The sequence below is a fragment of the Sphaerotilus uruguayifluvii genome (assembly GCF_013294065.1).
In the GTDB taxonomy this organism is placed as follows: domain Bacteria; phylum Pseudomonadota; class Gammaproteobacteria; order Burkholderiales; family Burkholderiaceae_C; genus Sphaerotilus; species Sphaerotilus uruguayifluvii.
In genome coordinates, this window is record NZ_JABSNM010000003.1 from 246,524 (window position 1) to 261,936 (window position 15,413).

At 72.1% G+C, this 15,413-nt stretch carries 14 protein-coding genes; 7 read left to right on the plus strand and 7 right to left on the minus strand.

Annotation, left to right across the window (positions count from 1 at the left end; translation table 11 throughout):
• Positions 1–11: 11 nt before the first annotated feature.
• On the minus strand, positions 12–1,838 hold the full coding sequence (locus HNQ01_RS05110) for a sensor domain-containing diguanylate cyclase (protein WP_173804287.1): 1,827 nt from the start codon (positions 1,836–1,838) through the stop codon (positions 12–14).
• Positions 1,839–1,992: 154 nt separating this feature from the next.
• Positions 1,993–2,274 carry a 2Fe-2S iron-sulfur cluster-binding protein gene (locus HNQ01_RS05115; protein ID WP_286180492.1) on the minus strand — a complete coding sequence of 94 codons (282 nt, stop codon included), beginning with the start codon at positions 2,272–2,274 and terminating at the stop codon, positions 1,993–1,995.
• Positions 2,275–2,379: 105 nt separating this feature from the next.
• Here HNQ01_RS05115 and metG point away from each other — a divergent pair, with 105 nt between their 5' ends.
• A complete protein-coding gene (gene metG, locus HNQ01_RS05120; protein ID WP_173804289.1) occupies positions 2,380–4,449 on the plus strand; it encodes a methionine--tRNA ligase in 2,070 nt (689 codons plus the stop codon).
• Positions 4,450–4,477: 28 nt separating this feature from the next.
• Here metG and HNQ01_RS05125 read toward each other — a convergent pair whose 3' ends face one another.
• A complete protein-coding gene (locus HNQ01_RS05125; RefSeq protein WP_173804290.1) occupies positions 4,478–5,032 on the minus strand; it encodes an isochorismatase family protein in 555 nt (184 codons plus the stop codon).
• A 112-nt stretch (positions 5,033–5,144) separates the two neighbouring features.
• On the opposite strand from HNQ01_RS05125, the gene HNQ01_RS05130 reads away from it, so the two are divergent.
• The gene (locus HNQ01_RS05130; protein ID WP_173804291.1) at positions 5,145–5,753 is read left to right on the plus strand and encodes a PH domain-containing protein; all 609 of its coding nucleotides are present in this window, start codon (positions 5,145–5,147) and stop codon (positions 5,751–5,753) included.
• A 12-nt stretch (positions 5,754–5,765) separates the two neighbouring features.
• Here the strand turns inward: HNQ01_RS05130 and HNQ01_RS05135 are convergent, their stop codons facing one another.
• Positions 5,766–8,192, minus strand: a complete 2,427-nt coding sequence (locus tag HNQ01_RS05135; RefSeq protein ID WP_173804292.1) for a fatty acid cis/trans isomerase — start codon at positions 8,190–8,192, stop codon at positions 5,766–5,768.
• A gap of 41 nt (positions 8,193–8,233) precedes the next feature.
• On the opposite strand from HNQ01_RS05135, the gene otnI reads away from it, so the two are divergent.
• Positions 8,234–9,046, plus strand: a complete 813-nt coding sequence (otnI, locus tag HNQ01_RS05140; RefSeq protein ID WP_173804293.1) for a 2-oxo-tetronate isomerase — start codon at positions 8,234–8,236, stop codon at positions 9,044–9,046.
• Positions 9,047–9,058: 12 nt separating this feature from the next.
• On the opposite strand, the gene HNQ01_RS05145 is transcribed toward otnI, so the two are convergent.
• A complete protein-coding gene (locus HNQ01_RS05145; protein WP_173804294.1) occupies positions 9,059–9,259 on the minus strand; it encodes a DUF2256 domain-containing protein in 201 nt (66 codons plus the stop codon).
• Between the two features lie 268 nt (positions 9,260–9,527).
• Between HNQ01_RS05145 and HNQ01_RS05150 the strand changes: the two genes are divergently transcribed.
• Entirely contained in the window at positions 9,528–11,312 is a 1,785-nt protein-coding gene (locus tag HNQ01_RS05150; protein ID WP_286180493.1) for a SulP family inorganic anion transporter, read from the plus strand.
• Here the strand turns inward: HNQ01_RS05150 and HNQ01_RS05155 are convergent.
• Entirely contained in the window at positions 11,272–12,249 is a 978-nt protein-coding gene (locus tag HNQ01_RS05155) for a CYTH domain-containing protein (protein WP_173804296.1), read from the minus strand. The genes HNQ01_RS05150 and HNQ01_RS05155 overlap by 41 nt on opposite strands.
• 72 nt (positions 12,250–12,321) lie before the next feature.
• On the opposite strand from HNQ01_RS05155, the gene HNQ01_RS05160 reads away from it, so the two are divergent.
• Genes HNQ01_RS05160 through HNQ01_RS05170 form a run of 3 tightly spaced genes read left to right on the plus strand, consistent with a single transcriptional unit; the run spans position 12,322 to position 14,277 of the window.
• Positions 12,322–12,522, plus strand: a complete 201-nt coding sequence (locus tag HNQ01_RS05160; RefSeq protein WP_173804297.1) for a DUF3460 family protein — start codon at positions 12,322–12,324, stop codon at positions 12,520–12,522.
• On the plus strand, positions 12,522–13,376 hold the full coding sequence (locus HNQ01_RS05165) for a segregation and condensation protein A (RefSeq protein ID WP_173804298.1): 855 nt from the start codon (positions 12,522–12,524) through the stop codon (positions 13,374–13,376). Before HNQ01_RS05160 ends, HNQ01_RS05165 begins: the two co-directional genes overlap by 1 nt.
• A 28-nt stretch (positions 13,377–13,404) precedes the next feature.
• Complete coding sequence (locus HNQ01_RS05170; RefSeq protein WP_173804299.1) at positions 13,405–14,277, plus strand: hypothetical protein; 873 nt, start codon at positions 13,405–13,407, stop codon at positions 14,275–14,277.
• Between the two features lie 39 nt (positions 14,278–14,316).
• Here HNQ01_RS05170 and HNQ01_RS05175 read toward each other — a convergent pair whose 3' ends face one another.
• On the minus strand, positions 14,317–15,294 hold the full coding sequence (locus tag HNQ01_RS05175) for a GMP reductase (protein ID WP_173804300.1): 978 nt from the start codon (positions 15,292–15,294) through the stop codon (positions 14,317–14,319).
• Between the last annotated feature and the right edge of the window lie 119 nt (positions 15,295–15,413).

The window sequence follows — 15,413 nt, forward strand, 5'->3', positions numbered from 1 at the left end:
CAAGCGCGACTTCAGGATGCGCTCGCGGCGGCGGTGGTCAAGTCTATCGTCACCCGGTTTCTCCCGCTGCGCTTGGCCTGATAGAGCGCCTCGTCGGCCTCTCGCAGCATCGCGATGCCGTCGGCCACGTCCTGCGGCACCCGGCAGCACAGCCCGAGGCTGGCGGTGACGCTGACCGGTCCGGCCACGCTGTCGACCGGCTGCTGCGCGATCGCCTCGCGCAGCCGCTCGGCCCGCGCCAGCGCCTCCGGCACGGGCAGGTCGGGCAGCAGCGCGATGAACTCCTCGCCGCCGTAGCGCGCCAGCAGCGCGCCGTCCTCGTCGGCCAGCAGCAGCGCGGCGCGCCGCGCCACCTCGCGCAGGCAGTCGTCGCCGGCCGGATGGCCGAGCGTGTCGTTGATGCGCTTGAAATGGTCGAGGTCGAGCAGCAGCACGCCCAGCGGCCGGCCCCGGGCCAGGGCGCGCTGCACCGCGCCGGCATGACGCTCGTCGAAATGGCGCCGGTTGGCCACGCCGGTCAGCGCGTCGGTGCGGCTGGCCTGCTCCAGGCGCCGGTTGAGCTGCTCGAGGTCGCGGGTGCGCTCGGCCACCCGCTGCTCCAGGCGCTCGTTGGCTCGGCGCTGGGTCGCCATCGCCTCGGCCTGCGCGCGCTCGCGCAGCCGGCGCTCGTGCTGCAGCCGCCCGGCCAGCGACAGCGACAGCAGGATCACCTCCAGCGCGGTGCCGACCTGGGTGGCATGCTCGGTCAGCATGTTGCGCGGCAGCAGCCCGAACTTGCTCGCCGCCAGCACCAGCCCGCCCACCAGCACCAGGCACCAGGCCAGCAGGAAGATGCGCGCCGGCGCGAAGCCCTGCCGCCAGCGCATCGCCGACACCCACAGCGCGCCGCACATCGCCACCACCGCGCAGACGATCGCCAGATGGATGGCCTGCGCATAGGGCAGCGCGAAGGCCCCCAGCAGCGCGCCCATGCAGCCCCAGGCGGTCGCGCGCGGCAGCCGCAGCATCCACCCGCCCAGCCGGCCGAGCTCGAGGAAGTCGATCATGAAGAAAGACGCGCTGGCGACCGCCATCGCCAGGAAGACCACGATCGCGCGATCGTTCCACCAGGTGGCCTCGGGCCACAGGTACTGGAAGGCCAGCCCGCCGATCGAGGCCTGGAAGCTGGCGATCGCCGCCACCCAGAGCACGTACCAGAGGTAGACGCGCTCGCGCATCACCCGCCACAGGAAGAAGTTGTAGGCCAGCATGCCCAGCATCACGCCGAGGTAGATGCCCTGGAGCAGATGGTCGGCCTGCACGCTGGCCAGAAAGGCCGGCGCGGTCCACAGCCGGGCCGGCAGCTGCACCGCGCTGGTGGTGTGCACCCGCACCAGCGCGCGCACCACCTCCTCGCCCGGCGCGGCCTCGGGCAGCGGCACGACGAAGTGGCGGTGAGCCACCGGGCGGGCGTCGAAGGGCAGCTTGTCGCCGAGCGACCAGCGTGCACGCGCCGTGCCGGTGCGGTCGAGCAGCGTGACCTCGATCGCGTCGAGCACCGGATAGGCCAGCTCGAGCTGGCTCCAGCGCTCGCCCGCCGGCGCCGGCTCCCAGCGCAGGTCGAACCACCAGGCCGAATCCGAATAGCCCAGGCTGGGCGTGCCGGCCGGCAGCGCGGTCCAGCCGGACGACGCCAGCGCCTGCCGGGCGTCGAGCCGCTGCCCGGCATCCTCGAGCACCCGCATCGAGGGCTCGCCCGACGGCATGGCCGCGGCCAGACGGCCGGGCAGCAGCAGCACCAGCAGCCCCAGCAGCAGCGTGACCATCAGCCACAGCAGCGCCGGGGCGCCCACGCCCATTGCTCCGATCGATCGATCCTGCTCCGTCATCGACACCTTCCCGCGACCGGCGGCAACCACCATGCCGGCCTGTCGCGGTGAATCGGCCGCCGGGCGCCCGGATCAACCGTCCGGCGCGGCGTCGGCGGACGCGACGCGGCACGGCGTGACGGATTCAGCGCGGATCGGCCTGCGCGTCGATCGCCACGTCGCCGTCGGCCAGCGCGACGCAGGGCAGCGTCCAGCCGCCCTCGGCGCGCTCCTCCGGACTCAGGCCGGGCCAGTCGACGCGGTAGCGCAGGTGATCCTGGCCGGCCGTGACCCGGCACAGGCAGGCGCGGCAGGTGCCGTTGCGGCAGGAGCTGCGCAGCCGCAGGCCGGCGGCGCGCGCGGCCTCCAGCAGCGACTGCCCCGGCGCCACCGGCACGCACCGGCCCAGCGCGGTCAGCGTCAGCATCGGTGCGGGAGAGGTCGTCGGAGGCGTCATGCGGCGACGATATCAGGGACGGCGCCCTAGAATCGACGGCTTTCCTCCGCCACGAGCGCCCCCCGGACAGCCACCATGACCCGCCAGCTCTTCGTCACCACCGCCCTGCCCTACGCCAACGGCAAGTTCCACATCGGCCACATCATGGAGTACATCCAGGCCGACATCTGGGTGCGGTTCCAGCGCATGCGGGGCCACCAGGTCCACTTCGTCGGCGCCGACGACGCGCACGGCGCGCCGATCATGATCGCCGCCGAGAAGGCCGGGAAGACGCCGCAGCAGTTCGTGGCCGACATCGCCGCCGGCCGCAAGGAATACCTCGACGGCTTCCACATCAGCTTCGACAACTGGCACTCGACCGACGGCGTCGAGAACCACGAACTCGCGCAGGACATCTACCGCGGCCTGCGCGACAACGGCCTGATCGAGGTCCGCGCGATCGAGCAGTTCTTCGATCCCGACAAGGGCATGTTCCTGCCCGACCGCTTCATCAAGGGCGAATGCCCCAAGTGCGGCGCCAAGGACCAGTACGGCGACTCCTGCGAGTCCTGCGGCGCCGTCTACGCGCCCACCGAGCTGAAGAACCCGTACTCGGCGCTGTCGGGCGCCACGCCGGTGCTCAAGACCAGCGACCACTACTTCTTCAGGCTGTCGGACCCGCGCTGCGTCGAATTCCTGCAGAACTGGACCACCGAGCCGGGCAAGCTCCAGCCCGAGGTGCTCAACAAGATCAAGGAATGGTTCACCAAGGATGAAGAGGGTCAGGGCGGCCTGGGCGACTGGGACATCAGCCGCGACGCACCCTACTTCGGCATCGAGATCCCGGACGCGCCGGGCAAGTTCTTCTATGTCTGGCTGGACGCGCCGATCGGCTACCTGGCCTCGCTGAAGAACTGGTTCGACAAGGGCGGCCCGGCCGCGAAGTACGGCGACACCCGCAGCTTCGCCGAGTTCATGGCCTCGCCCGACATCGAGCAGTACCACTTCATCGGCAAGGACATCACCTACTTCCACACGCTGTTCTGGCCCGCGACGCTGCACTTCAGCGGCCGCAGAACGCCGACCAACGTCTTCGTGCACGGCTTCATGACCGTCAACAACGGCGAGAAGATGAGCAAGAGCCGCGGCACCGGCCTGGACCCGCTCAAGTACCTGTCGCTGGGCATGAACCCGGAGTGGCTGCGCTACTACATCGCCGCCAAGCTCAACTCGCATGTCGAGGACGTCGACTTCAACCGCGACGACTTCACCGCCCGCGTCAATGCCGACCTGATCGGCAAGTACGTCAACATCGCCTCGCGCGCGGCCGGCTTCATCGCCAAGCGCTTCGGCGGCCGGCTCAGCGCCGATGTCGGCGTCGAGGGCCGCGTGCTGCTCGACACGCTGCGCGCGCACCGCGACACGGTCACGGGCCTCTACGAGGCGCGCGAGTTCGGCAAGGTGCTGCGCGAGATCATGGCGCTGGCCGATCGCGTCAACGAGTACGTCGACCAGAACAAGCCCTGGGAGATCGCCAAGCAGGCCGGCCAGGACGCGGTGCTGCAGGACGTCTGCACCGTCTGCATCGAGGCCTTCCGCCTGCTGACCATCTACCTCAAGCCGGTGCTGCCGGCGCTGGCTGCACAGGTCGAGGCCTTCCTGCAGGTCGAGCCGCTGGACTTCCACGCCACCGAGCGCGCGCTGGGCGCGCACGTCATCGGCAGCTATCAGCACCTGATGCAGCGCGTCGATCCGAAGCTGCTCGAAGAACTCTTCGCCGCGCCCGAGCCCGAGAAGCTCATCCCCGGCGGCGAGGAACTGGCCCCCGAGATCAAGATCGACGACTTCACCAAGGTCGACCTGCGCATCGCCAAGATCGTCAAGGCCGAGACGGTGGACGGCTCGACCAAGCTGCTGCGCCTGACGCTCGACGTCGGCGAAGGCCGCACGCGCAACGTCTTCAGCGGCATCGCCGGCGCCTACAAGCCCGAAGACCTGACCGGCAAGCTGACCGTGATGGTGGCCAATCTCGCCCCGCGCAAGATGAAGTTCGGCGTCAGCGAAGGCATGGTGCTGGCCGCCAGCCATGCGGACGAGAAGGCCAACCCCGGCGTCTTCGTGCTGGAGCCCTTCCCCGGCGCGCAGCCGGGCATGCGCGTGCGCTGAAGCACGCCCGCGCTGCTGCCGCTGCCGCTCAGCGCACCAGCGGCAGCAGCGCGCGGAAGTCCGCGGTGCCGGCGCGCTCCAGCCACTCGTAGATCACCATCTCGGTGGTGACGATCTCGGCGCCGTGGCGGGCCAGCCGCGCCAGGCCCGCCTCCCGGTTCGCCCGGGTGCGCGAGGAGCTGGCGTCGGCCACCACCGCCAGCGCGAAGCCCGCCTCGAGCAGGCCCAGGCCGGTCTGCAGCACGCAGATGTGCGCCTCCATGCCGGTCAGGACGATCTGGCTGCGCCCGAAGCCGCGCAGCCGCTCGAGAAAGCCCGGCTCGCGGGTCGCGCCGAAGTGGATCTTCTCGATCACCGTCGCGCCCGCCGCGGCCATCGGCGCCTGCAGCGGCCCGACCGTCGCGCCCAGGCCCTGCGGATAGTGCTCGGTCACGAGCACCGGCACCTGCAGAGGCTGCGCCGCCTGCAGCAGCCGGCGGTTGTTCTCCACCGCCGCCGCGCCCTCGTCGATCGCCGGCGCCAGCCGCGCCTGCACGTCGACCACCAGCAGCAGCGAGCGCCGCACGTCCATCGTCGTCTGCATCGTTCCCGTCCTTTGCGCTGTCCTGCCCTGATCGGACTATGCTGCGCTGCCGCGCCCCTTGCGGCCCATCCGTGATTCCTCCAATGATTTCTCCAGTTCCGGGAGACTGAGCATGTTCAAGAAGCTGGCCTCCGAGGCCCTCGGCCTGAGCGACATCGGCACCATCGTCCAGCCCAGGGACTACGGCAGCGTCGACGCCGACGACTACCTCTTCCACGAGGACGGCGAGAAGATCTTCTTCCTGATCAAGTCGCGCAAGGACGAGTACTGCTTCACCAACCTGGCGCTGATCCATGTCGACGGCGACTCGGCCGTCTCGTCCAAGCGCACCATCAAGCGCCACGACTACGCCGACTCGGTCATCGAGCGCGTCACCATCGAGACCGCCGGCACCGTCGACATGGACGTGGAGCTGAAGTTCTCGATCGGCGGCACCGCCTTCAGCATCGACGTGCGCAAGCAGTTCCTCGAGCAGCTCAAGGACGTCTACAAGGCGCTGATCGCCATCGGCCGGCTGCAGGCGCGCGACGAGGAGAGCCGCAGCAACGCCTTCAAGGTGCTCGGCGCGATGTCGTCGATGTACCGCATCGGCCAGGTCGGCCTGCCGCGCGACCTGCCCGACCAGTTCAACGCGCTGCTCGACAACCTCAACGAGGCGGTCCATGTGCGCCACACCCGGCGCGACTTCGGCGAGGTGTTCGGGCGCTACATCCACGCCTGACACGCCCCTGGCTCAGCGATTCTCCAGCCGGCTCCAGTCCAGCAGACCGGCCTCGTCCGGATCGGTGCGCGCGTAGGCGTCCATCAGCGCGTCGCTCTCGGCCCAGAAGCGCGCGCTGGTGCGGCGCACCGCCCAGCGGTCGGCCAGCGCACGGTAGTCGGCCTCGGAACGCAGTCCGGCCAGCGTGGCGGCCAGCGCCGGCAGCTCGTCGACGCGCAGACGCAGCAGCGCGTTCGGATAGGCACCGAGCACGCCGGGCACGACCGTCAGCGTGTTCTCCTCGGGCACCAGCATCGCCTTCTCGCGCAGCAGCGTGCTGACGTTGCGGTGCGCGGTGTTGCGCAGCACGCTGTAGTAGCGCGGCGCGGCGCCCGGCGGCTGCGCGGGCGCGTCGATCCTCAGCACCACGGCCTCCGGCCACCACTGCAGGCTCGCTCCGCGCACCGCCGCGAGCCGCTGCAGGCCCTGGCGCTCGGCCGCGTCGGGCACCTGCGCGGCGCCGAGGTCCATGCGGTGCTCGAGCGCACCGGCGCCCTCCAGGCGGCGCTGCAGCAGCCCGAACAGGTGCAGCTTCGGATCGACGCCGGGCGGGAAGGCAATGCCGGTCTCGGCGTCGAAGCGGTACGGGCCGCCGAGGATGCGCTGGCGCACCTCGTCGCCCACGCCGCGGTACCAGTCGTCGCGCAGCGGCTGGCGCGCCGCGCGCGGCATCAGCATCAGGAAGTTGGCCTCGCCCTCCATGCGCAGGAAGTCCATCGCCAGGCGCGTCTGCAGCTGGTGCGCGGTGTTGCCGTAGACGTCGTAGCCGGCCACCAGCAGGTAGAAGATGCGCTCGAGCAGCGGATAGCCGATCACCCAGGCGGTGCGCGGCGGCTCGCCGACCAGGCCCTGCACGACGGTGGCGCTGTCGAAGTGGCGCATCACCGTCAGCGCGGCGTTGCGGTTGCCGCCCTCGCCGCGCCAGACGAAGTCGGCGGTGATGCGGTGCGGCCCGCCGAAGCGCTCGGACAGCGCCTGCGTCTTGGTCGCCAGCAGCCGGTCCTCGGCCCGGGCGACGTCGCGCCAGGCCAGCAGGCTGGCGTCGGGCCCCTCGGCCGCCGGCAGCCGCATCACCTCGCCCTCGCGCGCCACCGCCTGCGCCGCGTCGTCGTCGGCGCCGAGCGCCGGATCGACGAAGAAGACCCAGAAGCGGTCGCGGATCACGTCCAGCGCCACCGGGCCGCGGCAGACCGGACCCTTGATGAAGTTCATGACGAAGAAGCCCGCGTCGTCGAGCAGGAAGCGGTAGCGCGAGGCCATCGGCAGCGCGACGAAGGTGCGGAACGGGTTGGACGCGGTCTCCGGCCGGTAGTCCGGCAGCGCATCGACCGCGAAGGGCTCGTCGACGAACCAGCGTGTCCAGCGCGCCAGCCGCGCCGGCGACAGCACATAGGGCATGTGCGTCTTGGCCAGCACCGTCTCGCGGTCGGGCACCAGCCGATACCAGGGCCGCGCGACGCCGGGATCGTCGTAGGGCCGCCGCGTCGGCAGGATGCGCACCGGCTCGCCCGGCGGCGTGCCCGAGCGCACCAGGCGGAAGTTCTGGCGCTGCGCGTCGCCCTCGAACACCAGATGGCCGAGGAAGAGGTGCTCGTACAGATAGCGGCCGACGAGCAGGCGGCGGCGCGCCTGCGGGCTGTCGGGCCGGATCGCGGCGCCGTTGAGGAAGTCCTCCCAGGTGCGCACCTGGCGCGCCAGCGCCTCGGGCAGCGCAGGCTCGGGCTCGGCCGGCGCGCCCGCCTGCAGCCAGCGCGCGATCGTCTGGCGCTCGGGCGCGCTCAGGGCCGGCAGCCCGTAGGGCATGCCGGCGCGCGGATGGCGACGCGCATGCTCGTCGAACTCGTCGCGGCGCGGGCAGACGTTGTCGCGGTCCAGCGAGAAGTCGAACTCGTCGCCGTCGAGCACCGGCCCCTCGGGCAGCGGACCGGACTCCTTCAGCGCCAGCACCTGCCACAGCAGGCTGTCGGACAGCGCACGCCCCGCCGCCGGATCGTGCTCGTCGAGCACCGGGCTGAAGCCGCGCTCGCGCCACTGCGAGGCCCGCTGCGCGTCGATGCCCAGCCGGGTCGTCGGCGCGTCCTTCAGCCGCAGGTGATCGTAGACGGCGGCCTTGCTCAGACCGCGCGCCAGGCCCTCCCAGCTGCCGAGCTTGAGCTGGCACGGCGCGTCGTAGCAGCCATGGCAGACGACGCAGCGGCGCTCGAGCAGCGGGCGGATGTCGCGGTCGTAGACGGGAGCGCCGGGGCGCGGCGCCGGCGCCTGGTCGAGCCGGGTCGGGATGACCGGATCGGCGCGCCCCTCGAGCAGCAGCATCGACAGCAGCGCGCCCGCCAGCAGCAGCATCGCGCCCAGGACAAGCCGGCGGCGCAGCGCGCGGGCGGAAGGATCGGCAGGCACCATGGTGGGACCCATTCTAGGCGGGCGCCTGCGACAATCGCCCGATGCCCCGCTTCGCCGCCAACCTGACGATGCTCTATGGCGAGCATCCCTTTCTCGACCGCTTCGCCGCCGCCGCCGCGGACGGCTTCGAGGGCGTCGAGTTCCTGTTTCCCTATGCGTTCGCGCCGGCGGACCTGGCCGCGCGGCTGCGCGGGCACGGCCTCGCGCAGGTGCTGTTCAACGCGCCGCCCGGCGACTGGGACGCCGGCGAGCGCGGCCTGGCCGCCCTGCCCGGGCGCGAGGACGAGTTCCGCAGCGGCTTCCTGCAGGCGCTGGACTATGCCGAGGCGCTCGACTGCACGCGCCTGCACGTCATGGCGGGCCTGGCGCCGGCCGGCGTCGAGCGGGCACGGCTGCAGGCCACCTACGAGGCCAACCTCGCCTGGGCCGCCGCCCAGGCCGCCGCCGCGGGCCGCGACGTGCTGATCGAGCCGATCAACCCGCGCGACATGCCCGGCTACGTCCTCACCCGCCAGGACGAGGCACACCGGATCGTGCAGGCCCTGGGCGCACCGAACCTGAAGGTGCAGATGGACCTCTACCACTGCCAGATCGTCGAGGGCGACCTGGCCACGCGCATCCGCGAGCACCTGCCCGGCGGGCGCATCGGCCACTTCCAGATCGCCGGCGTGCCGATGCGCCACGAGCCCGACCTGGGCGAGCTGAACTTCCCCTACCTGTTCGACCTCATCGACGAGGTCGCGGCCACCTGCGGCTGGCAGGGCTGGATCGGCTGCGAGTACCGGCCGGCGCGGGGCGCCGTTGCCGGCGGCACCTCGGCCGGCCTGGGCTGGCTGCGCGCGCGCCGCGGCTGAGTCCGGCGCGCCTCAGCGCCGCGGCCCGCCGCGCCGGCAGGCCTCGGAGCAGAACTTCACCTCGTCCCAGCAGCGCGCCCAGGCGCGGCGCCAGCTCATCGTGCGTCCGCAGGCGGCACAGGGCTTGCTCGGCAGGAAGGACTTGTTGCCGCGGAAGCGGTCCGGCGAGACCGGCCGGGCCGACGATCGGGAAGACGAGGTGCGCGAGGACATGGCGCGCATCGTCGGCGATCACCGCCGCCCGCGGCGACAGGCGCGCGAATTCACCAAGCCTGCGCCCTGCCATCGCGATGCACAATCAGGACACCATGTCCACCGCGACACCTGCGCGCACCCGGATCCGCCCGATCAGCCGACGGCGGCGCTTCATCGCGCTGAGGCACCACTGCGGTCCGCCCGCGCCGCACTCCCGCTGAAGCCCCGCCCGGCGTCCCGCCTGCGGACGCCGCATTCCCTCTGGCCTTCCGGAGTGACCGTGTCGCTGTCCTCTCTGTCCGATCTCCGTGCCGTGCTGCCCGCCTGGGCCGCGCGGCTCCATCCCTTTCATCCGCGGCTGCTCGACAGCCTGCGCGGCTACGAGCGCAGCCGCTTCCTGGCCGACCTCGGCGCCGGCGCCACGGTGGGCATCGTGGCGCTGCCGCTGGCGATGGCCTTCGCGATCGCCAGCGGCGTCAAGCCCGAGCAGGGTCTCTACACCGCCATCGTCGCCGGCTTCCTGATCTCGCTGCTGGGCGGATCGAGCGTGCAGATCGGCGGGCCGGCCGGCGCCTTCATCGTCATCGTCTACGGCATCATCGAGCGCCACGGCCTGGCCAACCTGCTGATCGCCACGATGCTCGCCGGCGTGCTGCTCTTCCTGATGGGACTGCTCAGGCTGGGCGGGCTGGTGCGCTACATCCCGGTGTCGATCGTCATCGGCTTCACCAACGGCATCGCGGTGCTGATCGCGCTGTCGCAGCTGCGCGACCTGTTCGGGCTGGACATCGCGAAGATGCCGGCCGACTTCTTCGCGCAGATCCGCACGCTGTGGCTGCACCGCGAGAGCTTCAATCCCTGGGCCTTCGCGCTGGGCGCGGGCTGCCTGGGCGGGCTCTTCGTCTGGGCGCGCCTGTTCAAGCCGGGCACGCCGCTGCCGCGCGAGCTGGTCGAGGGCCGCAGCGGGCGCGTCATCTCACGCGTGCCGGGACCCATCGTCGCGCTGGTGACGCTGACGCTGCTGAGCCGGCTGCTGGAGCTGCCGGTGGCGACGATCGGCTCGCGCTTCGGCGGCATTCCGCAGTCGCTGCCGGCCTTCGATCCGCCCGACTTCGACTGGGCCACCGCCAAGCAGCTGCTGATGCCCACGCTGACCATCGCGCTGCTGGGCGCGATCGAGTCGCTGCTGTGCGCGCGCGTAGCCGACAACATGATCGACGCCCCCCGCCACGACCCCAACCAGGAGCTGATGGCGCAGGGCGTGGCCAACTTCGTCGCGCCCTTCCTCGGCGGCATCCCGGCCACCGGCACGATCGCGCGCACCGTGACCAACGTGCGCGCCGGCGCCACCTCGCCGGTGGCGGGCATGCTGCACGCGCTCATCCTGCTGCTGATCATGCTGGCGGCCGCGCCGCTGGCGCTGCATGTGCCGCTGGCGGTGCTGGCCGGCATCCTGCTGTTCGTCGCCTGGAACATGGGCGAGTGGCACGAGTTCGTGCGGCTGCGCCATTTCCGCCTGCCCTACCGCTCGGTGCTGCTGGGCACCTTCTTCCTGACGGTGGTCTTCGACCTGACGGTGGCGGTGGAGGTCGGGCTGCTGCTGGCCTGCGGCTTCTTCATCTGGCGCATGAGCCAGCTCTTCGCGATCGAGCGCCTGGCGCCGGCGCCGGAGATCGACACCACCACCTTCCAGGACACGCTGCCCGGGGCGCCCGACGGCGTCGAGGTGCACAGCCTCTACGGCACGCTCTTCTTCGGCGCGATCGGCAAGGTCGAGGCGCTGCCCGAGCGGCTGCGCCCCGACACCCGGGTGCTGGTGCTGGAGATGCACCGGCTGATCTCGATCGACACCTCCGGCGTCGACGCGCTGGTGCAGCTGCACCGCCAGCTGCAGCGCCGCGGCGTGCGCCTGATCGTCGCGGCGCTCAACGCGCAGCCGCGCTCGCTGCTGGAGCGCTCGGGCTTCGTCGCGCTGCTGGGCCCGCACGGCCTGGCGCCGACGCTGGCCGCGGCGATGGCCGCCGCCGCGGTCATGCCGCCGGTGGCGCCTCCTCCTCGTCCGGCAGCGTGAAGCCGATCAGCGCCAGCCACAGGCGCTGCGTGTCGGCCAGGCGCCAGGCGCCGGGCTCGAAGGCCAGGCCGGCCAGCAGCGTGGCGGTGTCGGTCAGCCAGGCCTCGGCGCCGGCCTCGCGCAGCAGGCCGGCCAGCGCGCTCATGCCCTGCGCCAGCGCGACCTGGTGCGCCGGCGTGGCCTGCTCGTCGGCCACCTCGGCCGCCAGCGCCAGCACCGGGCGCAGCAGCGCCGCCACCCGCGCACCGAAGGGCGCGTCCTCGGCCGGCGCCACGAACTCCGGCATCGGCGCGACCATCAGGCCGCGCGCCAGCCGGTCGCCGCGCTCGGCCTTGCTGCGCACGTCCAGCCACAGCCCGAAGGCCTCGACCCACAGGTAGGACTGCGCCAGCAGCCCGTGCGCCGAGCCCTCCAGCAGCTCGAACTCGATCTCGTGCACCGGCAGCGTCGCGCTGCCCGCCTCGATCGTGCCGATGTCCAGCGCCAGCTCGACGCGGGCGCCCTCGGCCTCGATCTCGCGGCTCAGGCGCTCGATGTCGGTGGAGAACTGCAGCGCCAGATCGGCCTCGCCCAGGCCGCGGCCGGCCAGCAGCGCCGCCAGCGCGATGCCGGCGGGCGTGCCGGCGTGGCGCCCGAGCGACAGGGCCGGCACCGCATCGGCGCCGGCGCGCGGCGGCAGGTCGACCGGCGCGTTGTGCTCGAGCCGGCGCATCATGCCGTCGCCGCGGCCCTTGAGCGTCTGCACCCAGCCCTCGTCCTCGCGGCGCAGCCGCAGCGCGAAGGCCGCGCCGGCCAGGTCGCGCGCCGCGGTGTCGAAGTAGCGCGCCTGCAGCCGCACCGCCCTCACCGCGCCGTCCTCGCCGACGGTGCTCGCCAGCGCGTCGCGCCCGCGCGGCGGAATCTGGAACTTCAGCTCGATCTCTTGCATGGATGGCATGAGTGACAAGGATGGTTTGTAGAATCGGGGGCTACTCTAACCCTTCGTCCACCCCTTCACTTCACCGCCGCCATGCCGCTCTTCTGGAAGCCCTATCAGTCCGACGCCACCCAGTTCATCGAGAGCCTGAAGAAGAAGGATCCGCAGCTCGAGCAGCGCCAGCGCGAAGGCCGCGCGCTGCTGTGGGACCGCGAGCAGGACCGCGACGCCCAGGCCGGCTTCAACGACGCCCGCGTGGCCCAGCAGGCCTACGTCTACCAGACCAAGGCCTGATGAGCGCTCCAGCCGTTGCCGGCGAGGCCGCCGGTGACGGCCACGGCAGCGCCGCCCCCGACAGCGCCGGCGCGCCCGCGGCGCGCGCACTGCTCTACGGCGAGCCGCTGCTCGACCTGCCGCAGGACCTCTACATCCCGCCGGAGGCGCTGGAGGTCTTCCTCGAGGCCTTCCAGGGCCCGCTGGACCTGCTGCTCTACCTGATCCGGCGCCAGAACTTCAACATCCTCGACATCCCGCTGGCCGAGGTCACCCGGCAGTACCTGGGCTATGTCGAGCAGATCCGCCGCAGCAACCTCGAACTCGCCGCCGACTATCTGGTGATGGCGGCGATGCTCATCGAGATCAAGTCGCGGCTGCTGCTGCCCGTGCGCGTCAGCGAGGACGGCGGCGAGCCCGAGGATCCGCGCGCCGAGCTGGTGCGCCGGCTGCTGGAGTACGAGCGCATCAAGCTCGGCGCGATGCAGATCGACGAGCTGCCGCTGCGCGGGCGCGACTTCCTGGTCGCGCAGGTCCACATCGAGCAGAGCACGCCGGTGCGCTTTCCCGATGTCCATGCCGACGACCTGCGCGCGGCCTGGGCCGACATCGTGCGCCGCGCCAGGCTGACCCAGCACCACCGCATCAGCCGCGAGCAGCTCTCGGTGCGCGAGCACATGACGCTGGTGCTGCGCCGGCTGCAGGGCCGGCGCTTCGTCGAGTTCCACGAGCTGTTCGAGATCGAGCGCGGCCTGCCGGTGCTGGTGGTCACCTTTGTCGCGATGCTGGAGCTCGCGCGCGAGCGCCTGCTCGAGATCACCCAGGCCGAGGCCTTCGCGCCGATCTACGTGCGGCTGAGCTGGCAGCCGGCCTGACGCCCTGATGCGCCCTGCCCGCCCCCCCATGTCGTGCCTGGCGGCCCTGCTGCTGGCCGGCCTGCTGGCGGCGGGACCGGCACGACCGGCCGTCGCGGAGCATGCGCCCGCGGCCGCGCCCGGCGCGCGCGAGTCCGTTCGCCGTCAGGCGCACCGGCCGCCGGGCCGGCGCCCGCCCGCCAGGCGGCTGCAGCGCGCGCCGTCGGCACCGCGGCCCGCCGCCGAGCCGCTCGTTCCGCTGATCCGGCCGATGCCGATGCCTTTGGCGACCGGGACCGGGGCCGACGCTCCGGCGGCGATCGAGGCCCCGCGCCCGCTGCTGCCGCCTGACGAAGGCTGGATGCCCTCGGGGCGACCGCTGCTGCAGTGGAGCGCCCCCGAAGGCGCCGACCGCTTCCGGCTGCAGCTCGCGCGGGCGCCGGATCTGTCCGGCCTGCCGGCCTTCTCGGCGCAGACGCTGATCGAGCAGGTCGATGTCGAGCGGCCGCAGTGGCAGTCGCCGCCGCTGCCGCCCGGCCGCTACCAGTGGCGCATCGCCGCGCTGGCCTGCACGGCCGACCTCTGCCGGGAGACCGGCGACTTCGGCCCGAGCCGCACGCTCAACGTTCCCTGGCCGCTGCCCGAGCTGCTCGAGCCGAGCCTGGCCGCGAACGGACGGCTGCGGCTGCAGTGGACCGGCGTCGAGCCCGAGGCGCTGGTGCAGCTGCAGATCGCCGCCGACGAGGATTTCCTCGAGGTGCTGCTCGACGAGCCGCGCGCCGGCGACCGGGTCGAGCTGCCGCCCCCGCCGCCGACGCTGCGAGGGCCGCTGCACCTGCGCATCCGGCCGCTGCCGCCCGGCGGAGGCCACGGCCCCTGGTCGAGCCCGAGGTCGCTGGCGCCGACGGCCAGGGCGCGCTGAGCGGAGCCGGACGGCGCGGCCCGGCCCGGCCGCGCCGGCTCACATCAGCAGATGCTCGCCGGCGTTGTCGCCGCCCAGGATCACGTAGTTGACGCGGCGGATGTCGGCCAGCCGGGTGCCGCCGGCGTACGAGATCGAGCTCTGCAGGTCCTCCTGCATCTCGCGCAGCGTGTCGGCGACACGGCCCTTGACCGGCTCCAGGATGCGCTTGCCCTCGACATGGCGGTACTCGCCCTTGTTGAAGTCGCTGGCCGAGCCGTAGTACTCCTTGAAGAGCCGGCCGTCGACCTCGACCGTCTTGCCCGGCGACTCCTCGTGGCCGGCGAAGAGCGAGCCGATCATCACCATGGCCGCACCGAAGCGCACGCTCTTTGCGATGTCGCCGTGGTGGCGGATGCCGCCGTCGGCGATGATCGGCTTGGTCGCCACGCGCGCGCACCACTTCAGCGCCGAGAGCTGCCAGCCGCCGGTGCCGAAGCCGGTCTTCAGCCGGGTGATGCAGACCTTGCCCGGGCCGATGCCGACCTTGGTGGCGTCGGCGCCCCAGTTCTCCAGGTCGATCACCGCCTCGGGCGTGCCGACGTTGCCGGCGATGACGAAGGTCTGCGGCAGCCGCGCCTTGATGTGCTCGATGGTGCGGCGCACCGACTCGGCGTGGCCGTGCGCGATGTCGATGGTGATGTAGTCGGCGCCCAGGCCCTCGGCGGCGAGGCGGTCGATCACCGCGAAGTCGTGCGGCTTCACGCCCGAGCTGATCGACACGAACAGGCCCTGCTCGCGCATGCGCCGCGCGAAGGCGACCGCATCGAGGTCGAAGCGGTGCATGACGTAGAAGTAGCCGTTCGCCGCCAGCCAGGCGGCCAGCGGCTCGTCGAGCACGGTCTTCATGTTGGCCGGCACGACCGGCAGGTGGAAGCGGCGGCCGCCGAAGACGACGGAGGTGTCGCACTCGCTGCGGCTGTCCACGCGGCACTGGCGCGGCAGCAGCAGCACGTTGTCGTAGTCGAAGATGTCCATGACGGGAAAGGCTCTCGGAGTCGGTGGGGTGCGGCGACGTGAACGCAGTGCCGCCGCAGGACTGCGAGCGCTTGACCTGGGGACCGGTCGGAGGCGGCTGGGGAAGCCGCCGGCACCGG